The organism is Bordetella sputigena, assembly GCF_965137885.1.
In the GTDB taxonomy this organism is placed as follows: Bacteria; Pseudomonadota; Gammaproteobacteria; order Burkholderiales; family Burkholderiaceae_B; genus Bordetella_C; species Bordetella_C sputigena.
Genome location: NZ_CBCSCA010000003.1, coordinates 60,493 through 79,744, shown reverse-complemented (window position 1 = coordinate 79,744; position 19,252 = coordinate 60,493). Strand labels below are relative to the sequence as shown.

The window sequence follows — 19,252 nt, the reverse complement described above, 5'->3', positions numbered from 1 at the left end:
CGCTACGTCCGGTCGCGCTATCGGGTTGCCGGCAACCGGGCTCCAGCCAGGAACAGGCGCGTCGCATCGCGGGCGCGATCGGACAATAGTTGCGCCGCCTGTGCGCAGGCCTGGGCCAGGGTCATCGGCCCCGCCGCCAGGCTATACGCGGCGGTGATGCCGACGCCATACAGTTTTTCGTAGCCTTCGCCCAAGGAGCCCGCCAGCGCCACGACGGGCACGCCGGCATGGCTGGCGATGCGGGCGACGCCGGCGGGGGTCTTGCCGTGCAAGGTCTGTTCGTCCATACGGCCTTCGCCGGTAAAGGCCAAGGCCGCGCCCCGCATGGCTTGCGCGAGCTTGCCCAGTTCCGCGACCACCTCGACGCCGGGCCGGAAGGCTGCATTCAGGAATGCATGCGCCGCGAAGCCCAGCCCGCCCGCCGCGCCGGCGCCAGGCCGGTCGCGTTCGTCATGCCCTAGCGTGTGCGCGCACAGATCGGCGAAATGCGCGAGCGCCGCATCCAATTGCCGCACCTGATCGGGCGTCGCGCCTTTCTGCGGACCGAAAACCGCGGACGCGCCGTGCGGTCCGCACAATGGATTGTCGACGTCGGATGCGACTTCGACACGTACGTTCGCCAGTCGCGGATCCAGGCCGCTGGTATCGATGCGTGCGGCCTGGGCCAAGCCGGCGCCGCCGTCGGCGACGGGATGGTCCCGCGCGTCCAGTATGCGCAGGCCCAGCGCGGAGAGCATGCCGGCGCCGGCGTCGTTCGTCGCCGAGCCGCCCAGGCCCAGGATGATGCGGCGCGCACCGGCATCCAGGGCCGCGCGTATCAATTCGCCCACGCCGCGGCTGGTCGCGCGCAAGGCGTCGCGCCGTTCCGGCGGCACTTGTTCCAGGCCCGCGGCGGCCGCCATTTCGATGACCGCCGTGTCGTCGTCCAGCCAGCCCCAGGCCGCCGATGCGGTGGCGCCCAGTGCATCGGTCACGTCGGTCGATCGCCATTGTCCACCGGCCGCCGCCAGCACGGCCGCCACCGTTCCTTCGCCGCCGTCGGCCATGGGAATTTCCACGATGTCGGCGTGCGGGCAAGCCGCGAGCACGCCGCGCGCAATGGCGGCGGCGGCATCGGGGGCGGACAGGCTTTCCTTGAAGGAATCAGGCGCGATGACGATTTTCACGATTGGTCTCGTTGCATGCGGGCTGCGTGGCCGGGGCCCGGCCGGGAGGCGCCCATGATAACGCCCGCGGTGCCTGCAATAACCATTGCAGTCCGGCAGGCGTACCATAGTGTGCTTGCTCAACTTCCAGAGGATTCCCGTCATGGCAGTGCTGCGTCGCACCAAAATCGTCGCCACCCTGGGTCCCGCGACATCGTCGCCGGAGCGGATCGAAGCGCTCGTGCGGGCCGGCATGGACGTAGCTCGGCTGAACTTTTCGCACGGCGATACCGAGGACCATCGGCAGCGCGCGCAACTGGTGCGCGAGGCCGCCGCCAAACAGGGCCGTTTCGTGGCGTTGATGGGCGACCTGCAAGGTCCGAAGATCCGCATCGCGCGCTTTACCGACGGCAAGGTCACGCTGAAGGTCGGCGCTACGTTCACCCTGTCCAACAGCTATCCCTATGAAGAGGGCAACGCGGAGATCGTCGGCATCGACTATCCGGAACTGGTGCAGGACTGCCGGCCGGGCGACGAGCTGCTGCTGGATGACGGGCGCGTGGTGCTGCGCGTCGACAGCATAGACCGCGACTCCGTGCAGACCACGGTCATGGTCGGCGGCACCCTATCCAACAACAAAGGCATCAACCGCCGCGGCGGCGGCCTGTCGGCGCCCAGCCTGACGGACAAGGACCGCGCCGACATCAAGGTGGCGGCGGAATTGCAGCTGGATTACGTGGCGGTATCCTTTCCGCGCCACGGCTCCGACATCGATGAAGCGCGCGAACTGGTGCGGGCGGCCGGTAGCCAGGCGTGGATCATCGCCAAGATCGAACGGGCGGAGGCCGTGGCCGACGATGAAGCCCTGGATGCCTTGATCCGGGCCAGCGACGGCGTCATGGTGGCGCGCGGCGATCTGGGCGTCGAGGTCGGCGACGCGGAACTGGCCGGCATCCAGAAACGCATCATCCAGCACGCACGCACGCTGAACAAGGTCGTCATCACGGCCACGCAGATGATGGAGTCGATGATCAGCAATCCCTTGCCCACGCGCGCGGAAGTATCGGATGTCGCCAATGCGGTACTCGATTACACCGATGCCGTGATGCTGTCCGCGGAAAGCGCTTCCGGGCAGTATCCGGTGGAAGCGGTCGAGGCCATGGCGCGCGTTTGCCTGGGGGCGGAAAAACATCCCACGTCCACGCATTCGCATCACCGGCTGGGCGAAACCTTTTCCCGCTGCGACGAAACCATTGCACTGGCGGCCATGTACGCGGCCAATCACTTCCCCGTCGTCAAGGCGGTGATCGCCATGACGGAAAGCGGGCATACGCCGCTCATCATGTCGCGGATCCGATCGGGCGTGCCGATCTATTGCTATAGCCCGCATCCCGTGACGCAGAACCGCGCGGCACTGTTCCGCGGTGTGTACACCGTGCCTTTCGACCCCTCATCGTACGATCCCGCGGAGCTCAGCAACGCCGCCATCAAGGAGCTGAAGCAGCGCGGCCGCGTCGAGGTCGGCGACTGGGTCATCCTGACGAAGGGAGACTTCTATCGCGACAGCGGCGGCACCAATGGGATGAAGCTGCTTCCGGTGGAATAGCGGATTGGGCCAACGGTAGCCGGTGGAGCGGGAAGCTCCAGCGGCTGCCGGCACGGCGCCCCGGCCGGCCTAGCCGAAGAACCAATAGCACACGCCGATGGACGCCAGCACCCCGGCCAGGTCGGCCAGCAGCGCGCATCCCACGGCGTGGCGCGCGCGACGTATGCCGACCGCGCCGAAATACACGGCCAGTACGTAGAAGGTGGTCTCCGTGCTGCCTTGCACCGTCGCGGCAAGCAGCGCCGGAAAACTGTCCACGCCGAAATGCGACATGGTGTCCAGCATCATGGCGCGCGCCGCGCTACCCGAGAATGGCTTGACGAGCGCGGTGGGCAAGGCATCGACGAAGCGCGTATCCCAGCCCGCCGCATGCGCCAGCCAGCGCGCGCCGTCCAGCACCGCGTCCAGGGCGCCGGATGCCCGCAGCACGCCGACGGCGCACAGCATGGCCACCAGATAAGGCAATAGATCCTTCGCTATATCAAAGCCCTGCCGTGCGCCTTCGATGAACGACTCGTATATCGGGACCTTTTTCCACGCGCCCAACAGCAGGAATGCAAGAATGACGCCGAACAGCGTCAGGTTGCCAAGCAGCGAAGATAGTGTGGTGAGGGCAGCGGCCGAGAGGGTGGCAAGCAGCGCGGCGAGACCTCCGAACAGTGCCAGCCCCGATAATAGCCAGGCCAGCACGACCGGGTCATTGAGTCGCAGGCGCTGGCATGCGGCCACGGTCAACAGGCCGGTCAACGTCGAAACGCTCGTGGCCAGAAGTATGGGCAGGAAGACCAGGGTTGGATCCGCTGCGCCTTGCTGTGCACGGTACATGAAGATCGTGACGGGCAGCACGGTCAACGAAGAGGCGTTCAATACGAGAAACAGGATCTGGGCATTCGTAGCGGTGTCCGGCCGCGGATTGAGCGATTGGAGCTCCCGCATGGCTCGCAGCCCGATGGGAGTGGCAGTATTGTCCAGGCCTAGCGCATTCGCCGCGAAGTTCAGCGTGATCAGGCCGACAGCGGGGTGGCCTCGGGGCACTTCAGGCATAAGCCTGGCAAACAGCGGCCCGAGCAGCCAAGCCAAACCCCTGACTATTCCCGCCTGCTCGGCAATCTTCAGCAGGCCGAGCCACAAGGTCAGCGTGCCGAACAGCAGCACCATGATCTCCACGGACAGGCGCGCCATATCGAATAGCGCTGCGACCATGGCGGCGAAGACTTCCGTGTGTCCCCCGATCAGCCACCGGATCGCGCCCACCAGGCCGCTCGTCAAAAAGAAAGCTAGCCATACGTGATTGAGCATCGGTAGGCGCGTCCTTGGAAACCTGTCAATTTTGCGACCCCATTCTATACGAGGGTCATGACGGTCAAGGAATCCGTTCAACCGGGGCTGTACTCATCGCCCCGCTAGCGGGGCGTCCTTCGACCGCGGAAACTCCGTGGATTGGGAGACTGACAATGCATGTACTCGGTCCGGCAATAGGAAGCCGCTACATTGATCCGGCGATCAAGTGCTCAGTCGTCGCTCTTGGGATCCAGTCCCGGGAAGAGCACCTCGATAAATCCGAGCTTGGTCAGGTCCGTCATGCGGGTGGGATACAGGCGGCCGATCAGGTGATCGCATTCGTGCTGGACGACGCGCGCGTGGAAACCGCGGGCTTCGCGTTCGATCATGTTGCCGGCCGGATCGTAGCCGGTATAGCGGATATGCGTATGGCGCGGCACCAGCCCGCGCAGTCCCGGCACCGACAGGCACCCTTCCCAGCCGTCTTCACGGTCGTCCGACAGCGGCGTGATGATGGGGTTGCACAGGACCGTTTGCGGAACGGGCTCGGCGTCGGGATAGCGTTCGCTGCGTTCGAAGCCGAAGATGACCAGTTGCAGGTCTACGCCGATCTGCGGCGCCGCCAGCCCCACGCCGTTCGCGTGCTTCATGGTTTCCAACATGTCCTGGACCAGTGCATGCAGCTCGGGGGTGTCGAAGTCGCGGACGGGGGCTGCCACGCGCAGCAGGCGCGGATCACCCATTTTGAGGATTTCGTGGATCATGGCGTCGGGATCGCAAGTAGTGAAGAAAATTCAGCGGCGCATTCTAGGCGGCGACGTCGCAGCGCGTCCATGTGCCGCGGAAAGTCGGATCAATCGCGGTGAATGCTCATGGCGCTGAAGTCATCGCACTGAAATCACCGCACTGAAATCCTTCGAGCCCGCATCTTCAATCGTTCTGCGATCCTTTCTGGATGAACTCGATCTTGTATCCGTCGGGATCCTCGACGAAAGCGATCACCGTGGTGCCGTGCTTCATCGGGCCGGCTTCGCGCGTGACCTTGCCACCGCGTTCGCGCACGCGGTCACAGGCTTCATAGGCGTCCGGTACGTCGATGGCGATGTGGCCGTAGCCCGTGCCGAGGTCGTAACGCTCGGTGTCCCAGTTATGCGTCAGTTCCAGCACCGCGCCGTCTTTTTCGTCCTGGTAGCCGACGAAGGCCAGCGTGAATTTGCCGTCCGGGTAGTCCTTGCGGCGCAGCAGGCGCATGCCCAGGACGTTGGTATAGAAATCGATGGAACGGTCCAGATTGCCGACGCGGAGCATGGTGTGGAGCAGTCGCATGGTGGTTTCCTTTCAGCGGGCGGATCATGGCGGCCGCGCGGGTGCGCGGGGTATTCGACATTGTAGAGGCTGCCAGTCCGCTCCGTGTTTCCTCGCCCATCCCGCAAGGAACCCGTGCCGCCCCGCCGGCACCCAACCCGCCGCGATGGACTGCGCGTCAGCGGTTCACGGTTGGTGCGGGTTCCCACAACAGCGGAACAGGAGACAAGAATGCATTTTTGCAAGCCAGGGCTCGCGGTCGTAGCCTTGCTGAGCAGTTTCATTCCATTGGGCGCCATGGCGGCTGACGCCGACCTCGAATATCCGCGCCGCCCGATCACTCTCGTCATAGGGTTCCCGCCAGGTGGTGGCGCGGACGCGCTCGCCCGTCTCGTGGCAAGACATATGGGGAAGGAACTAGGGCAGAACATGATCGTCGATTACCGCCCCGGAGCAGCGGGCAATATCGGTGCGAAGGCCGTGGCCAATGCGGCGGCGGATGGCTACACGATTTATCTGAGCGGCCGTCCGAATACGATCCATAAGGCAATGTATCCGGAGCTCGACTACGATTTTGTGAGAGATCTGCAGCCTGTCGGCTTGGTGGCGACGATGCCTTACGTGGTTACCGTCGGTAAGGATACGCCCATGTCCAGCCTCGACGATGTCATTGCGCTGGCGAAAACTTATCCAGGTGCGCCTACCTGCGCATCGGCGGGAGTCGGGACCAGCGATCACCTCCTGTGCTTGATGTTCCAGCAGGAAACCGGGACGGACATCGCGCATGTTCCCTATCGTGGCAGCGCGCGCGCATTTGCCGATGTAATCGGCGGACGAGTGGACATGTTCTTCGCTCCGTTGCCGGCGGCATTGCCGCACATCGTCGCTGGAAATCTGCGCGCGGTGGCAGTCATGTCGCGTCTGCGGACTTCCAGTCTGCCGCATACTCCCACCATCGCCGAAGCCGGTTTTCCTTCCCTGGCGCTTGATGCCTGGTACGGGCTGGTGGCGCCGGCCGCTACGCCGCCGCGGGTGGTGGCTCGGCTCAATCAATCCATGAACGCGGCGCTCGCCAGGCAGGAGCTGCGGGAGGCTCTTCTTCAAATGGCCTACGTGCCGCCGTCGCCCGACACGCCCGAAGCCTTCGGCAACTTGATCGCGAAGGAGACGGAAAGGTGGACGGCCATCCTGGAAACGCGCAAGGTCCAGCCTTCGCCGTAGCTTGATCCCGCGCGCTACGCGGTCATCCGGCAGCGCGGTGGTCACGCAGGCATCGCGGCCATGTTGGGGGCGTGTCCGCCCCGAAATCAGAGCTGCGGCAGCATGGCGGGGTCGTGGCGCCGCAGGACATCGCGGGCCTGCTCGTAGTCCGGCAGAATATGCCCGACCTCGGTCCAGAAATTGGGGCTGTGATTCATCTCGCGCAAATGCGCCAGCTCGTGCGCGATCACGTAGTCGATGATGGCCGGCCCGAAATGGATCAGGCGCCAGTTCAGCATGATGTTGCCGTCGCTGGTGCACGATCCCCAGCGCGTGGCCGCGGACGACAGCCGCCAGCGGCGGATCTTCAGTCCGCTGGCTTGCAGAAAATGAGCCAGCCGCGCGCCGAACCAGATGCCGGCGCGTTGCTGCAGCCAGGCTTGGGCGGCATCGCGGATGCGTGATGCCGCGGCGTCGGCCGGCAGCGCCAGGCGCAGAGCGTCGCCGTCGCGCGGCGCGTCCGCGTCGCCGGTCAGCATCGGATGCCGTTCGCGCGAACCCAGCTCCAGCACGATGCGTTTACCCAGATAAGGCAGCTCGCCGCCGGCGCGCCACTGGGTCTGCGACAGCGCCAACTGCTCCCTGCGTTTCTGCCAGTCGCGCAGCTTGGCCAGGATCCACCCTGATTTTTCGACGACCGATTCATCGACCTGGCGCAGCGTGACCCAGTTCGGCGCCGTCACGCGCAGACCGTCGTCGCTGACGACGAAACCTATCGTGCGCCGGCGCGAGCGCAGCAGCACGAAGCCGATATCCTGCTGCGGCGTCGTTACGACGCGCCAGCGCGCGTTCGGCGGCAGGCTGGGCGGGCAGGGCGTTGCGACGATGAAGGGGCTGGCGGAAGAGGGTTTCAGGTCGAAGCCATCCGGCGCGACGCGTGCCGATGAATCCGAGGTAGCCCGCGCCGACGAATCCAACATGTCCAGCGCTGGCGAATCCGCCGTATGCCGCGCCGAGGTTCCCGGCTCGTGAAGCGGCGACTCGGCATCGCCGCCGCCCGTATCGCCGGGCGGCGCGCCTGAACCGGCCGTATCGAACAGCAGTTCGAGCTGATTATTCCGAGACATACCTTTCAGGGTTGAGGCGGCGCATTTCGGCTTCGATCCAGGCCTGCACCTGGCGGTTCAGGTCTTCCGGGGATTTGCCTTGCGATTCTATCGCGGGCCCGATCGAAACGGTGATCAAGCCTGGGCGCTTGATGAAAGCGTTGCGCGGCCAGCATTCACCGGCGTTGTGCGCGATCGGAATCACCACGCTGCCGGTGCGCGACGCCAGCAGGGCGCCGCCCATCTTGAAGCGGCCGCTCTTGCCCGGCGCGATGCGCGTGCCTTCCGGGAACAGCAGCGGCCAGCGGCCTTCGTTCAGGCGGCGCTGGCCCTGCCGCACCACCTGTTCGAAGGCGTCTCGTCCCTTGGCGCGATCGATGGGTATCATGCGCAGCAGCGCCAAGCCCCAGCCGAAAAAAGGCACATAGTGCAATTCGCGCTTGTAGACGAAGCACACTTCACGCGGCATGTGGGCGGGAAAGCACAGGGTTTCCCACGCCGACTGGTGCTTGGAGAGCAGAATCGCCGGGCCGTCCGGCAGGTTTTCCCAGCCGCGCACCTGCCAGCGTATTCCGCAGAAAGCGCGGGCGCCCCAGATGGCCAGGCGCGGCCAGCCCACCGTCAGGCGATAGCGCCAGTGCAGGGGCAGAGGCGCCCACAGCAGGCACGCCACCGCGTACGGGATGACCGTAACGCTCAGGAAGATCAGGTACAGCAGCGAGCGCAGGAACAATACGGCCTTCATGCGGCGCTTTCTTCCAGCAGTGTATCGACGACGGCGGCAAGATCGTCCGCCACCCGTGTGCCTGGCGGCAGCTGTCCGGACGCCAGCGTTTTCAGGCCATTGCCGGTCCTGACCAGCCACGGCGTGCATCCCACCGCCGCGCAGGCCTGGAGGTCGCGCAGCGAATCGCCCACGGCCGGGACCCCGGCCAGATCGACGTCATAGCGCTGGGCGATCTGCTCGTACATGCCGGGCAGCGGCTTGCGGCAGCGGCAGTTGTCTTCCGGCAGGTGCGGACAAAGAAAAAACGCGTCGATGGCGCCGCCCATCTGTGCCAGTTCGCGCCGCATCTTGGCGTGGATGGCCGTCAGCGTGCTCATGTCGAACAGGCCGCGCCCCAGGCCCGATTGGTTGGATGCGACGACGACGGTCCAGCCGGCCTGGTGCAGGCGGGCGATCGCCTGCAGCGAGCCGGGCAGGGCGATCCATTCGTCCGGCGATTTCACAAAGGCGTCGCTGTCCTGATTGATGACACCGTCGCGGTCTAGGATGATGATTTTCACTGGGCGAGCCGGGAAATGTCTGCGACCTTGTTCATCAGGCCATGGAGCTGGCCCAGCAAGGCCAGGCGGTTGGCGCGCACGGCCGGGTCGTCGGCCATGACCATGACGTCGGCGAAGAATGCGTCCACCGGTTCGCGGGCCTGGGCCAGCGTGCTGAGGCTGCCGGCGAAATCGCCGGCGTCGAACTGCGCCTGCGCGCGCGGGCTCAGGTTTTCGATGGCCTGGGCCAGTGCGCGCTCCGCCGGCTCCTGCAGGCGGGCGGCATCGACGGCGCGGATGTCGCCTTCGGCCTTCTTCAGCAGATTGCCGACCCGCTTGTTGGCGGCGGCCAGGCTGGCGGCTTCCGGCAGCGCGCCGAAGGCCGTGACGGCGCGCACGCGCGCGGCCACCTGGTGCAGCGGCGGCGCCAGCGCCACCACGGCATCGACCGCGTTGCGGTCGAATTCCACGGCCAGCTGGTTACGGTAGCGCTCATAGGTGAAATCCGCGACCTCCGCCAGTACGTTGTCGGCGATCCGGCCGGCGCCGAAGCTGTCGGCGGCCAGGCGCAGTACGCCTTGCAGCGTCAAGGGACCGTTCTGGCTGGGTTTCAGCCAACCGCCCGCGGCCAGTTGTTCGAAGGCGCTGATCAGGCCCAGCGCCGCGCGGCGCAGGCCGAAGGGGTCGCGTTCGCCGGTCGGCGCCAGTCCTATGCTCCAGATGCCGACCAGGGTTTCGGCGCGCTCGGCGATGAAGAGCGCCGCCATGGTCAGGCTGGCGCGGTCCACCGGGGCGTCCAGGCGGACGCGATATTGTTCGCGCAGCGCACGCACCACGTCGGCGGCCTCGCCGTCCGCTTCGGCATAGTAGGCGCCCATGATGCCCTGCAGCTCCGGGAATTCACCCACCATCAGGGTGCCCAGATCGGCCTTGGCCAGCAGCGCGGCGCGATCGGCGGCTTGCGGATCCGCGCCCAGGGCTTGGGCCACGCCGCGCGCCACGGCGCGTACGCGCTCCACGCGTTGCAGCTGGCTGCCCAGCTTGTTGTGATAAACGATGGCGCCCAGCTGTTCCACGCGCGCGGCCAGCGGCGTCTTGCGATCGGTTTCGAAGAAGAACTGCGCATCCGCCAGGCGCGGCCGGACGACGCGCTGGTTGCCTTCGACGATGTTTACCGGATCGGCCACCTGCATATTGCTGACGATCAGGAAACGGTGCGTCAGCTTGCCGGTGTCCGGGGCGAACAAGGGAAAGTACTTCTGGTTCAGCCGCATCGTCAGGATCAGGCATTCCTGCGGCACTTGCAGGAAGCGTGGTTCGAACTCGCCGACATAGACGGTGGGATGCTCGACCAGCGCGGTGACTTCGTCCAGCAGCGCCGGGACTTCCGGGTCGTCGCCCAGCGTGGCGCCCAGCCGCCGCGCGTGGGCTTCCAGCTGGCGGGAAATCTCGTCGCGGCGTGCGTCGAAGGACGCGATCACGCGGCCGGTGTCCGCCAACTGGCCGGCATACGAGTCCGCGTCGCGTATGGCGATCGCGCCTTCGCTCATGAAGCGATGGCCCAGCGTCTCGCGGCCGGCCGTCAGGCCCAGCACGGCAATATCGACCACGTCGGCGCCGAACAGCGCCACCAGGCCGTGCGCGGGGCGCACGAATTTGACGGTGGTTACGCCATCGGCCAACTGGTAGCTCATGACCTTGGGGATGGGCAGGCCGGCGATGGAAGCGTCCAGCGCCTGTTGCAGCCCATCGGCCAGTTGGGCGCCGGGCGCGGTGCCACGGGCGACCAGGTAGTCCTGCTTGCCGTCGGATTCGCGCGCCAATGCCGCGGCATCGATGTTGTCCAGGCCCTTGGCGGCCAGCTTCTTCAGCAGTGCGGGCGTCGGGCGGCCTTCGGCGTCCAGGCCCACTTTGACCGGCATGAGCTTTTCCGCGTAGGCCTGTTCCGGGGCCTGCGCCAGCACGGCGGACAGGTGCACGGCCAGGCGGCGCGGCGTCGCATAGGCCTGCATCCGGCAACCGGGGCCCAACAGGCCGCGCGCTTCCAGGCCCTGCCGGATGCCTTCGGCGTAAGCCTCGCCCAGTTTGCGCAGGGCCTTGGGCGGCAGTTCTTCGGTCAGCAGTTCGACCAGCAGCGGACGAATGTCGCTCATTGCGCGACCTCCGCGGCGGCGCGGCCGGCCAGCATGGGGAAGCCCAGCCGTTCACGTGAATCGTAATAAGCCTGGGCAATGGCGCGCGACAGATTGCGGATGCGGCCGATATAGGCGGCGCGCTCGGTGACGCTGATGGCGCCGCGCGCATCCAGCAGGTTGAAGGTGTGCGCCGCCTTGAGCACCGCCTCATAGGCGGGCAGGGCCAGCGGGACTTCCATCAGCCGCTTGGCCTCGGATTCGTAATCGTTGAAATGCGCGAACAGCATGTCGGCCGATGAGTATTCGAAGTTATAGGTGGACTGTTCCACTTCGTTCTGGTGGAACACGTCGCCGTATTTGACCGGGCGGCCATCGGGGCCGATCGTCCAGACCAGGTCGTAGACGCTCTGCACGTCCTGCAGATACATGGCCAGCCGTTCCAGGCCATAGGTGATTTCGCCGGTGGTCGGCGTGCAATTCAAGCCGCCGACCTGCTGGAAATAGGTGAACTGGGTGACTTCCATGCCGTTCAGCCAGACTTCCCAGCCCAGGCCCCAGGCGCCCAGGGTGGGGTTTTCCCAGTCGTCTTCGACGAAGCGGATGTCATGGCGGGTCGGGTCGATGCCCAGCGCCTTCAGCGAACCGATGTACAGGTCCAGGATTTCCGGCGGCGCGGGCTTGAGCACGACCTGGTACTGGTAATAGTGCTGCAGCCGATTGGGGTTTTCGCCGTAGCGTCCATCCTTGGGGCGGCGCGACGGCTGGACATAGGCGGCGCGCCAGGGCTCCGGCCCGATCGCGCGCAGAAAAGTGGCCGTATGCGACGTTCCCGCGCCGACTTCCATGTCGTAGGGCTGCAGCAGCGTGCAACCCTGCTTATCCCAGTATTCCTGGAGTTTTAGGATGATTTGCTGAAAGGTGAGCATGGTGCTGGGGAAACCGCCCGATGGGGCCTGCCGATGACAAACCCGGCATTTTACTGGAGCCGGCCGGCTTGCCGGGAAATCGTCGCGCGGCGTTGGTCGTATCATTCCATTTCCGCGCCTGGCGCCCGCCGCGCGGCGCGCATACCGCCAATTGGAAGGAGAACAACACATGGCCGACCTGATCGAGGTGGCAGTCGAAGACGGCATCCAGACCATCACCATCAACCGTCCGGATGCCCGCAACGCCATCAATCTGGAAGCCGCGCAGGCGATGGCCGCCGCGCTGGACCGGCTGGACAAGGATCCGGCCGTGCGCATCGGCATCCTGACCGGCGCCAACCATACGTTTTCATCCGGCATGGACCTGAAGGCCTTCGGGCAGCGCGGCGAACGGCCGCTGATCCCGGGCCGCGGCTTTGCCGGCCTGAACGAAGCGCCGCCGAAAAAGCCGCTGATCGCCGCCGTGGAAGGCTACGCCCTGGCCGGCGGCTTCGAAATGGCGCTGGCTTGCGACCTGATCGTCGCCGCCCGCAATGCCAATTTCGGCTTGCCGGAGGTCAAGCGCGGCCTGGTGGCGGGTTCGGGCGGTATGCTGCGGCTGCCGCGCCGGCTGCCCTACCACATCGCCATGGAAATCATCCTGACCGGCGATATGCTGGGCGCGGAACGCGCCTACGCCTACGGGCTGGTCAATCGCCTGGCCGAGCCGGGCAAGGCGCTGGACGACGCCAAGGCCCTGGCCCGTACCATCGTTGAAAACGGCCCCCTGGCCGTCCAGACCGCCAAAAGCATCGTGTCGCAGGCGGTCGATTGGGAGCAGGCCGGCATGTTCGATCGCCAGCGGCCCCTGATTGCGCATATATTCACGTCCGCCGACGCCAAGGAAGGCGCACTGGCCTTCGCCGAAAAGCGCAAGCCGGTCTGGCAGGGCAAATAACCTTCATCGCTCAACCTTACGCTAAAGCACGTCATGACCGTCATCAAGGAAGAAGACTTCATCCAGTCCATCGCGGATGGGATCCAGTTCATCAGCTATTACCATCCCGTGGACTACCTGCGCCATCTGGCGCGCGCCTACGAGCGCGAGGAAAGTCCGGCGGCGCGCGACGCCATCGCGCAGATCCTGACCAATTCGCGCATGTGCGCCGAAGGCAAGCGGCCGCTTTGCCAGGACACCGGCATCGTCAACGTCTTCCTGAAGATCGGCATGAACGTGCGCTTCGAGACGTCGCGCAGCCTGCAGGAGCTGTGCGACGAAGGCGTGCGCCGCGGCTACACCAATCCTGACAACCCGCTGCGCGCGTCCGTGCTGGCCGATCCGCTGTTCGCCCGCCGCAATACCAAGGACAACACGCCCTGTATCGTCAACGTCGAGCTGGTCCCAGGCGACAAGATCGACGTGCAACTGGCATCCAAGGGTGGCGGCTCGGAGAACAAATCCAAGTTCGCCATGCTGAATCCCAGCGATTCGCTGGTGGACTGGGTGCTGAAGACGGTGCCGACCATGGGCGCGGGCTGGTGTCCGCCCGGCATGCTGGGCATTGGCGTCGGCGGTACGGCCGAAAAAGCCATGCTGATGGCCAAGCAGTCGCTCATGGAAGACATCGACATGTACGAGCTGCTGCAGCGCGGCCCGCAGAACAAGCTGGAAGAACTGCGCATCGAGCTCTATGAAAAGGTCAATGCGCTGGGCATAGGCGCGCAGGGCCTGGGCGGCCTGACCACCGTGCTGGATATCAAGATCGCCACCTTCCCGACGCACGCGGCCTCGCTGCCCGTGGCGATGATTCCCAATTGCGCCGCCACCCGCCATGCGCACTTCGAACTGGACGGCAGCGGTCCCGCGCACCTGACGCCGCCGGCGCTGTCGGAATGGCCGGAGGTCCGCTGGGCGCCGGACTACAACAAGTCCAAACAGGTCAACCTGGACACGCTGACCAAGGAAGAAGTGGCCAGCTGGAAGCCGGGCCAGACCCTGCTGCTGTCGGGCAAGATGCTGACCGGGCGCGACGCCGCGCACAAGCGCATCCAGGACATGCTCGCCAAGGGGGAGCAACTGCCTGTCGATTTCCGCAATCGCGTCATCTACTACGTCGGCCCGGTCGATCCGGTGCGCGATGAAGTCGTCGGTCCCGCCGGCCCCACCACGTCCACGCGCATGGACAAGTTCACCGACATGATGCTGGACAAGACCGGGCTGATCGCCATGATCGGCAAGTCGGAGCGCGGTCCTGTCGCGATCGAAGCGATCCGCAAACATCAATCGGCGTATCTGATGGCGGTGGGCGGCGCGGCATACCTGGTGTCCAAAGCCATACGCGCCGCCAAGGTGCTGGCTTTCGAAGACCTCGGCATGGAAGCGATCTACGAATTCGAGGTCAAGGATATGCCGGTGACCGTGGCCGTGGATGCGCAGGGCACGTCGGTGCATACGACCGGTCCGCGCGAGTGGCAGGCGAAGATCGGCAAGATCCCGGTCGCCGTGGCCTGATGCGCCAAAGCCCCGGGCGCGTGCCGCCCCGGGGTTCAGCCAGCCCCGGATGACGGTTGATCCGTCGGGTCCATCATGCGATGTATGGCCTGCGCGCCACAGTGGGCCAGCCAGCCGTCCAGCGTTTCCTGTCCAAGCATCATGCCCGGCGCCAGGTCGCGCAAGGGCAGCAGCACGAAGGCGCGTTCGTGCATGCGCGGATGCGGCAGCGTCAGGCGCGGCGTATCCAGGCGCAAGTCATCGTAGAGCAGCAGGTCCAGGTCCAGCGTGCGCGGCGCGTTGCGGTAAGGCCGTTCGCGGCCGTGCTTGCGTTCTATCGCTTGCAGGGCTTCCAGCAGATCGAGCGGCGCCAGACTCGTGCGCAGCCGGGCGACGGCATTGACGAAGTCCGGGCCGGTGGCATCGACGGGTGCCGAGCGGTAGAACGGCGATGCCAGGCATTCCTGGATGCCGGACGTGGCCGACAGTTCGCGCAAGGCGGCATGCAGGGTCGCCGCGCTGTCGCCCAGGTTGGCGCCCAGGCCGATATACGCGATGACGCCGCGATGGTGGCGTCCCGCGTGGTCAGCGTCGTCCCTGGTCGACGCGGCGGCGTCCGTAGGCGGCGCGGACGCTTCCATGAGGACTACTCGTCGCCGCCGTGCGCGGCCACGGCCGGGCCGCCTTGTCCACTACCGCTACGCCGGCGCGTGCGCCGCCGCCGGGGCGGCGCGTCCTCGCCCTTGGCGCGGGGCGCGCGGGACGCCTCGTCTATCATCTGCGCGCGTGTGATGTCGTCGGCATTGGCCAGGTCCATCCACCACTGCGCCAGCACGCTGTCGAATTCGCCGGCCGCCGCGCGCAGCTGCAGGAAATCGCAGGCGGCACGGAAGCGCGGCTGCTCCAGCATGCGGTAGATGGTCTTGCCCACGCGGCGCTCGAAGCGCGGCTGCATGAACCAGATCTCCCGCATATCGGCGGAAAACCGGCGCTGGATGGCCAGCTTTTCGGTTTGTTCATCCAGCACGGAGTCCGCCGCCTGCAGCAGCGCCGGGATGGGCAGCTCGCCTTGCTTGCACAGGTCGCGCCAGCGCACTTCCACCTGCTGCCACAGCAACGACGCGAACAGGAAACTGGGGCTGATGGTCTTGCCGGCGCGCACGCGCGCATCGGTGCGCTCCAGCGCCAGTTCGACGAACTGTTCGCCCTGGGGCTGTTCCAGCACGACGTCCAGCAAGGGCAGCACGCCATGATGCAGGCCTTCAGCGCGCAACTGGCGCAGGCAGTCCATGGCGTGTCCGCAGGTCAGCAGCTTGAGCATTTCGTCGAACAGCCGGGAGGCGGGCACGTTCTCGATCAGGCTGGCCATGGAACGGATAGGGGCGCGCGTTTCCTCGTCGATGACGAAATTCAGCTTGGCCGCGAAGCGCACGGCGCGCAGCATGCGCACCGGGTCTTCGCGATAGCGCTGGGCCGGGTCGCCGATCATGCGGACTACGCGCTTTTTCAGGTCGGCCACGCCGTGGTGATAGTCGATGACGACCTCGGTCAGCGGGTCGTAGTACAGCGCGTTCAGGGTGAAGTCGCGGCGCGCGGCGTCTTCTTCCTGGCTGCCGAAGACGTTGTCCCGGAGGATGCGGCCATGTTCGTCGGTTTCCTGGTCGCCCGTGGCCAGCGCGCGGAAGGTGGAGGTCTCGATGATCTCCTGGCCGAACACCACGTGTACCAGCTGGAAGCGGCGGCCGATGATGCGGGCGCGGCGGAAGAGGGGGCGGATTTCTTCCGGCGTGGCGTTGGTGGCCACGTCGAAGTCCTTGGGCTCCATGCCGACGATCAGGTCGCGCACCGCGCCGCCGACGATATAGGCCTCGAAGCCCGCCTGTCGCAGGACTTCGCAGACCTTGATGGCGTGCCGCGAAACGTTGCGGCGATCAATGCCGTGGCGCTCTCTGGGTATGCGCTGCGGGCCGCGCGCCGGGAATAGCCGGGCGACGAATTTTTTTATGGTTTCCGTGATCATCGAATTCAGGACTTCGCATCTTCCATATGGGCGAACAACTGCAGCACCTGCCATCCGTTCGCCTGCGCGAGCTCGCGCAGCGCGGGACTGGGGTTGGTCGCCACCGGCCGGGTGACCGCTTCGAGCAGCGGCACGTCGTTGATCGAGTCGCTATAAAAAAACGTTTCGGAGAAATCCGCAAGGCCCAGCCCCATGCCGGCCAGCCATTCCTTCACCCGCACCACCTTGCCTTCCTTGAAGCTGGGGGTGCCGGCGATGCGGCCGGTGTAGCGGCCGGCGATGTATTCCGCATCGGTGGCAATCAGGTGCGGAATGCCGAAGGCGCGGCTGATGGGCGCGGTGACGAAATGGTTGGTGGCGGTCACCACGGCGCACAGGTCGCCGGCTTCCAGGTGCTGCCGGACCAGCTGCACGGCGCTCGCCTCGATGGCGGGTCGTATTACGTCCGCCATGTATTCCTCATGCCACAGCGCCAGTTCGAAGGGCGTATGGGCGGCCAGCAGGCCCAGCATGAACTCCGCCGATTGCTCGGCGGTCAGCTCGCCGCGGTTGTAGCGGGCCATCAGGTCTTCGTTGCGCGCCCGGGCTTCGTCCGGATCGCCGGCGCGGCCGGTGCGGGCCAGGAAGTCGGCCCACTGGTAGTCGCTATCCAGGGGTAGAAGGGTGTGGTCGAGATCGAAGAGGGCCAGGCGTGCAGCAGTCATGAAGTAGGAGTATCCGGGTCCGCCAGCATCGCGCGCAGCAGCGGTATGGTCAGGGGCCGGCGCGTCGCCAGCGAATAGCGGTCCAGTGCGTCCAGCAGCGCGGCCAGGCGGCGCATGTCGCGTTCGTAATGGGTCAGCATCCAGTTGATGACTTCCGGCGCCAGGTGCAAACCCCGTTCGGCGGCCTGCGCGGATAGCGCCGCCAGCTTGTCGGCATCCGACAGCGGATCCAGGCGGAACACCAGGTCCCAGCCCAGCCGGGTGCGCAGATCTTCGCGCAGCGGCATGGCCAGCGGCGCGCGGTCTCCGGCGACGGCCAGCGCGAATGCATGCTGGGTGGCCGCCGACTCGCGCCAGCGATTGTACAAGGCAAACAGGGCCGCCTGTCCGGCTTCGTCCATGCGGTGCAGGTCGTCCACCGCCACGATGCGCGGCATCGGGTCGGTGGGGCTGGCCTGCGCCAGGCCGGCCAGCGCCGCGGGCGCGTCCTGGGCGCCAATATAGCGGCCGCCGGGCGCGCCGGCGATGGCGCGCAGCAGATGGCTGCGCCCGCAGCCGGCCGGGCCCCAAAGGTACAGCGCGTGGCCGGGCGCCAGGCGGCGCGCCGCGTCCAGCGCCTGCCCGTTGGGTCCCGGGATGTAGTTGCCGAGCGAGGGAGCGGGCTCGGGCAGAACGTCTAGCAGCAGCTGGCGATTCATGTGGACAGGTTGACCGGGCGATTCTTCGCGCGGAATGCGGTTCGGCCCGGGGCGGCCCGGTCTTGCGCGGCTGCGCAGGACGCCGCGCGTGGGCGCGCGGTCCAGCCGGGCACTGACCTGCGCGCGGTCCGGCCTGGGGCGCCTCCGGCTGGCGAGGCCGCACCCGAACGCCGTTCGGGGCGCCGTTCGGACATCCGCTGGCGAAGAAAAGGTGGGCTCATCGTAAAATCCGGAAAGCTGACTCGAAAAAATCCCGCAATTTTTACATACCCCACGGTTTTCCTCATGACAAATCAACCTTCCGCCCCGCTGACCTACCGCGACGCCGGTGTCGACATCGACGCGGGCGACGCCCTGGTCGATCGCATCAAGCCGCTGGCGGCCCGCACCATGCGGCCCGGCGTGCTGGCCGGCATAGGCGGCTTCGGCGCGCTGTTCGAAGTCCCCGGGAAATACCGCGAACCGGTGCTGGTGTCCGGCACGGATGGCGTGGGCACCAAGCTCAAGCTCGCTTTCCAGTGGAACCGGCACGATACCGTGGGTATCGATCTGGTCGCGATGAGCGTGAACGACATCCTGGTCCAGGGCGCAGAGCCCCTATTCTTCCTGGACTATTTCGCCTGCGGCAAGCTGGCGGTGGATACGGCCGCGGCCGTGGTGGGCGGCATCGCGCGCGGCTGCGAGCTGGCCGGCTGCGCCCTGATCGGCGGTGAAACCGCCGAAATGCCGGGCATGTATCCCGATGGCGAGTACGACCTGGCGGGCTTCGCCGTCGGCGCGGTGGAAAAATCCGCCATTCTGGACGGCAAATCGATCCGGCCCGGCGATGCCATCCTGGGCCTGGCCTCCAGCGGTGCGCATTCCAACGGCTATTCGCTGGTGCGCAAGATCCTGGACCGCGCCGGCGCCACGCCTCAGCAGGACTTCCAGGGTCAGCCGCTGGGCGACGTCGTCATGGCGCCCACCCGCATCTACGTCAAGCCCGTGCTGGCCGCGCTGGCGCGCCATGGCGCCGCCATCAAGGGCATGGCGCACATCACCGGCGGCGGCCTGGTGGAAAACGTGCCGCGTATCCTGCAGGCGGACGTTGCCGCCGAATTGCACCGGGACGCCTGGAAAATGCCGCCTTTGTTCAGCTGGCTGCAGCAGCAGGGCGGCGTGGCCGACGCGGAGATGCATCGCGTGTTCAATTGCGGCATAGGCATGGCCATCGTCGTCGACGCGGCGCAGGCCGATGCCGTCGCGGCCACCTTGCGCGAGCAGGGCGAAACCGTCGACCGTATCGGTGTCGTGGTCGCGCGCCAGGGCGACGCGCCGCAGACCGTGGTCCGCTGAGCGCCGGACCGGCGTCGTGCCAGGCACGACGCCGTATCGTCAGCTTGCCACGGCA

The 19,252-nt window shown here is 66.4% G+C and carries 18 protein-coding genes; 5 read left to right on the top strand and 13 right to left on the bottom strand.

What is annotated here, in order from left to right; translation table 11 throughout:
• Positions 1-17: 17 nt before the first annotated feature.
• Positions 18-1,166, bottom strand: a complete 1,149-nt coding sequence (locus ACNA0R_RS06295; RefSeq protein WP_415825103.1) for a glycerate kinase — start codon at positions 1,164-1,166, stop codon at positions 18-20.
• Positions 1,167-1,308: 142 nt separating this feature from the next.
• Here ACNA0R_RS06295 and pyk point away from each other — a divergent pair, with 142 nt between their 5' ends.
• A complete protein-coding gene (gene pyk / locus ACNA0R_RS06290) occupies positions 1,309-2,751 on the top strand; it encodes a pyruvate kinase (protein ID WP_415825102.1) in 1,443 nt (480 codons plus the stop codon).
• A 69-nt stretch (positions 2,752-2,820) separates the two neighbouring features.
• On the opposite strand, the gene ACNA0R_RS06285 is transcribed toward pyk, so the two are convergent.
• From ACNA0R_RS06285 to gloA, 3 genes are all read right to left on the bottom strand, one after another.
• A complete protein-coding gene (locus ACNA0R_RS06285) occupies positions 2,821-4,050 on the bottom strand; it encodes a nucleoside recognition domain-containing protein (protein WP_415825101.1) in 1,230 nt (409 codons plus the stop codon).
• Positions 4,051-4,262: 212 nt separating this feature from the next.
• On the bottom strand, positions 4,263-4,796 hold the full coding sequence (def, locus tag ACNA0R_RS06280; protein ID WP_415825100.1) for a peptide deformylase: 534 nt from the start codon (positions 4,794-4,796) through the stop codon (positions 4,263-4,265).
• A gap of 166 nt (positions 4,797-4,962) precedes the next feature.
• On the bottom strand, positions 4,963-5,358 hold the full coding sequence (gloA, locus tag ACNA0R_RS06275; RefSeq protein WP_086063714.1) for a lactoylglutathione lyase: 396 nt from the start codon (positions 5,356-5,358) through the stop codon (positions 4,963-4,965).
• Positions 5,359-5,568: 210 nt separating this feature from the next.
• Here gloA and ACNA0R_RS06270 point away from each other — a divergent pair, with 210 nt between their 5' ends.
• On the top strand, positions 5,569-6,558 hold the full coding sequence (locus ACNA0R_RS06270) for a Bug family tripartite tricarboxylate transporter substrate binding protein (RefSeq protein ID WP_415825099.1): 990 nt from the start codon (positions 5,569-5,571) through the stop codon (positions 6,556-6,558).
• A gap of 86 nt (positions 6,559-6,644) precedes the next feature.
• On the opposite strand, the gene ACNA0R_RS06265 is transcribed toward ACNA0R_RS06270, so the two are convergent.
• Genes ACNA0R_RS06265 through glyQ form a run of 5 tightly spaced genes read right to left on the bottom strand, consistent with a single transcriptional unit; the run spans position 6,645 to position 11,970 of the window.
• Positions 6,645-7,664 carry a M48 family metallopeptidase gene (locus ACNA0R_RS06265; protein WP_415825098.1) on the bottom strand — a complete coding sequence of 340 codons (1,020 nt, stop codon included), beginning with the start codon at positions 7,662-7,664 and terminating at the stop codon, positions 6,645-6,647.
• Positions 7,651-8,388, bottom strand: a complete 738-nt coding sequence (locus ACNA0R_RS06260; RefSeq protein ID WP_415825097.1) for a lysophospholipid acyltransferase family protein — start codon at positions 8,386-8,388, stop codon at positions 7,651-7,653. The genes ACNA0R_RS06265 and ACNA0R_RS06260 overlap by 14 nt, the downstream gene beginning before the upstream one ends.
• Entirely contained in the window at positions 8,385-8,930 is a 546-nt protein-coding gene (gene gmhB / locus ACNA0R_RS06255) for a D-glycero-beta-D-manno-heptose 1,7-bisphosphate 7-phosphatase (protein ID WP_415825095.1), read from the bottom strand. Before gmhB ends, ACNA0R_RS06260 begins: the two co-directional genes overlap by 4 nt.
• Complete coding sequence (glyS, locus tag ACNA0R_RS06250) at positions 8,927-11,062, bottom strand: glycine--tRNA ligase subunit beta (RefSeq protein ID WP_415825094.1); 2,136 nt, start codon at positions 11,060-11,062, stop codon at positions 8,927-8,929. The genes gmhB and glyS overlap by 4 nt, the downstream gene beginning before the upstream one ends.
• Entirely contained in the window at positions 11,059-11,970 is a 912-nt protein-coding gene (gene glyQ, locus ACNA0R_RS06245; RefSeq protein ID WP_415825093.1) for a glycine--tRNA ligase subunit alpha, read from the bottom strand. Before glyQ ends, glyS begins: the two co-directional genes overlap by 4 nt.
• A gap of 169 nt (positions 11,971-12,139) precedes the next feature.
• On the opposite strand from glyQ, the gene ACNA0R_RS06240 reads away from it, so the two are divergent.
• Both ACNA0R_RS06240 and ACNA0R_RS06235 read left to right on the top strand, forming a co-directional pair.
• Positions 12,140-12,907, top strand: coding sequence for a crotonase/enoyl-CoA hydratase family protein (locus ACNA0R_RS06240; RefSeq protein ID WP_415825092.1), 768 nt, complete (start codon positions 12,140-12,142; stop codon positions 12,905-12,907).
• A gap of 33 nt (positions 12,908-12,940) precedes the next feature.
• Positions 12,941-14,461 (top strand): fumarate hydratase, encoded by a 1,521-nt coding sequence (locus ACNA0R_RS06235; RefSeq protein ID WP_415825091.1) that lies wholly within the window; start codon positions 12,941-12,943, stop codon positions 14,459-14,461.
• Between the two features lie 35 nt (positions 14,462-14,496).
• Here the strand turns inward: ACNA0R_RS06235 and ACNA0R_RS06230 are convergent, their stop codons facing one another.
• From ACNA0R_RS06230 to hda, 4 genes are read right to left on the bottom strand one after another with little or no spacing between them, the layout of a single operon-like run.
• Positions 14,497-15,081: a 2-amino-4-hydroxy-6-hydroxymethyldihydropteridine diphosphokinase gene (locus ACNA0R_RS06230; RefSeq protein ID WP_415825090.1), complete on the bottom strand. Its 585-nt coding sequence runs from the start codon at positions 15,079-15,081 to the stop codon at positions 14,497-14,499.
• 5 nt (positions 15,082-15,086) lie between these two features.
• The gene (gene pcnB, locus ACNA0R_RS06225) at positions 15,087-16,460 is read right to left on the bottom strand and encodes a polynucleotide adenylyltransferase PcnB (protein ID WP_415825089.1); all 1,374 of its coding nucleotides are present in this window, start codon (positions 16,458-16,460) and stop codon (positions 15,087-15,089) included.
• 5 nt (positions 16,461-16,465) lie between these two features.
• Positions 16,466-17,164, bottom strand: a complete 699-nt coding sequence (locus ACNA0R_RS06220) for an HAD family hydrolase (RefSeq protein ID WP_415825088.1) — start codon at positions 17,162-17,164, stop codon at positions 16,466-16,468.
• The gene (gene hda / locus ACNA0R_RS06215) at positions 17,161-17,862 is read right to left on the bottom strand and encodes a DnaA regulatory inactivator Hda (RefSeq protein ID WP_415825087.1); all 702 of its coding nucleotides are present in this window, start codon (positions 17,860-17,862) and stop codon (positions 17,161-17,163) included. The genes ACNA0R_RS06220 and hda overlap by 4 nt, the downstream gene beginning before the upstream one ends.
• A 285-nt stretch (positions 17,863-18,147) precedes the next feature.
• Here hda and purM point away from each other — a divergent pair, with 285 nt between their 5' ends.
• Positions 18,148-19,197, top strand: a complete 1,050-nt coding sequence (gene purM, locus ACNA0R_RS06210; RefSeq protein WP_415825086.1) for a phosphoribosylformylglycinamidine cyclo-ligase — start codon at positions 18,148-18,150, stop codon at positions 19,195-19,197.
• Positions 19,198-19,252 lie beyond the last annotated feature (55 nt).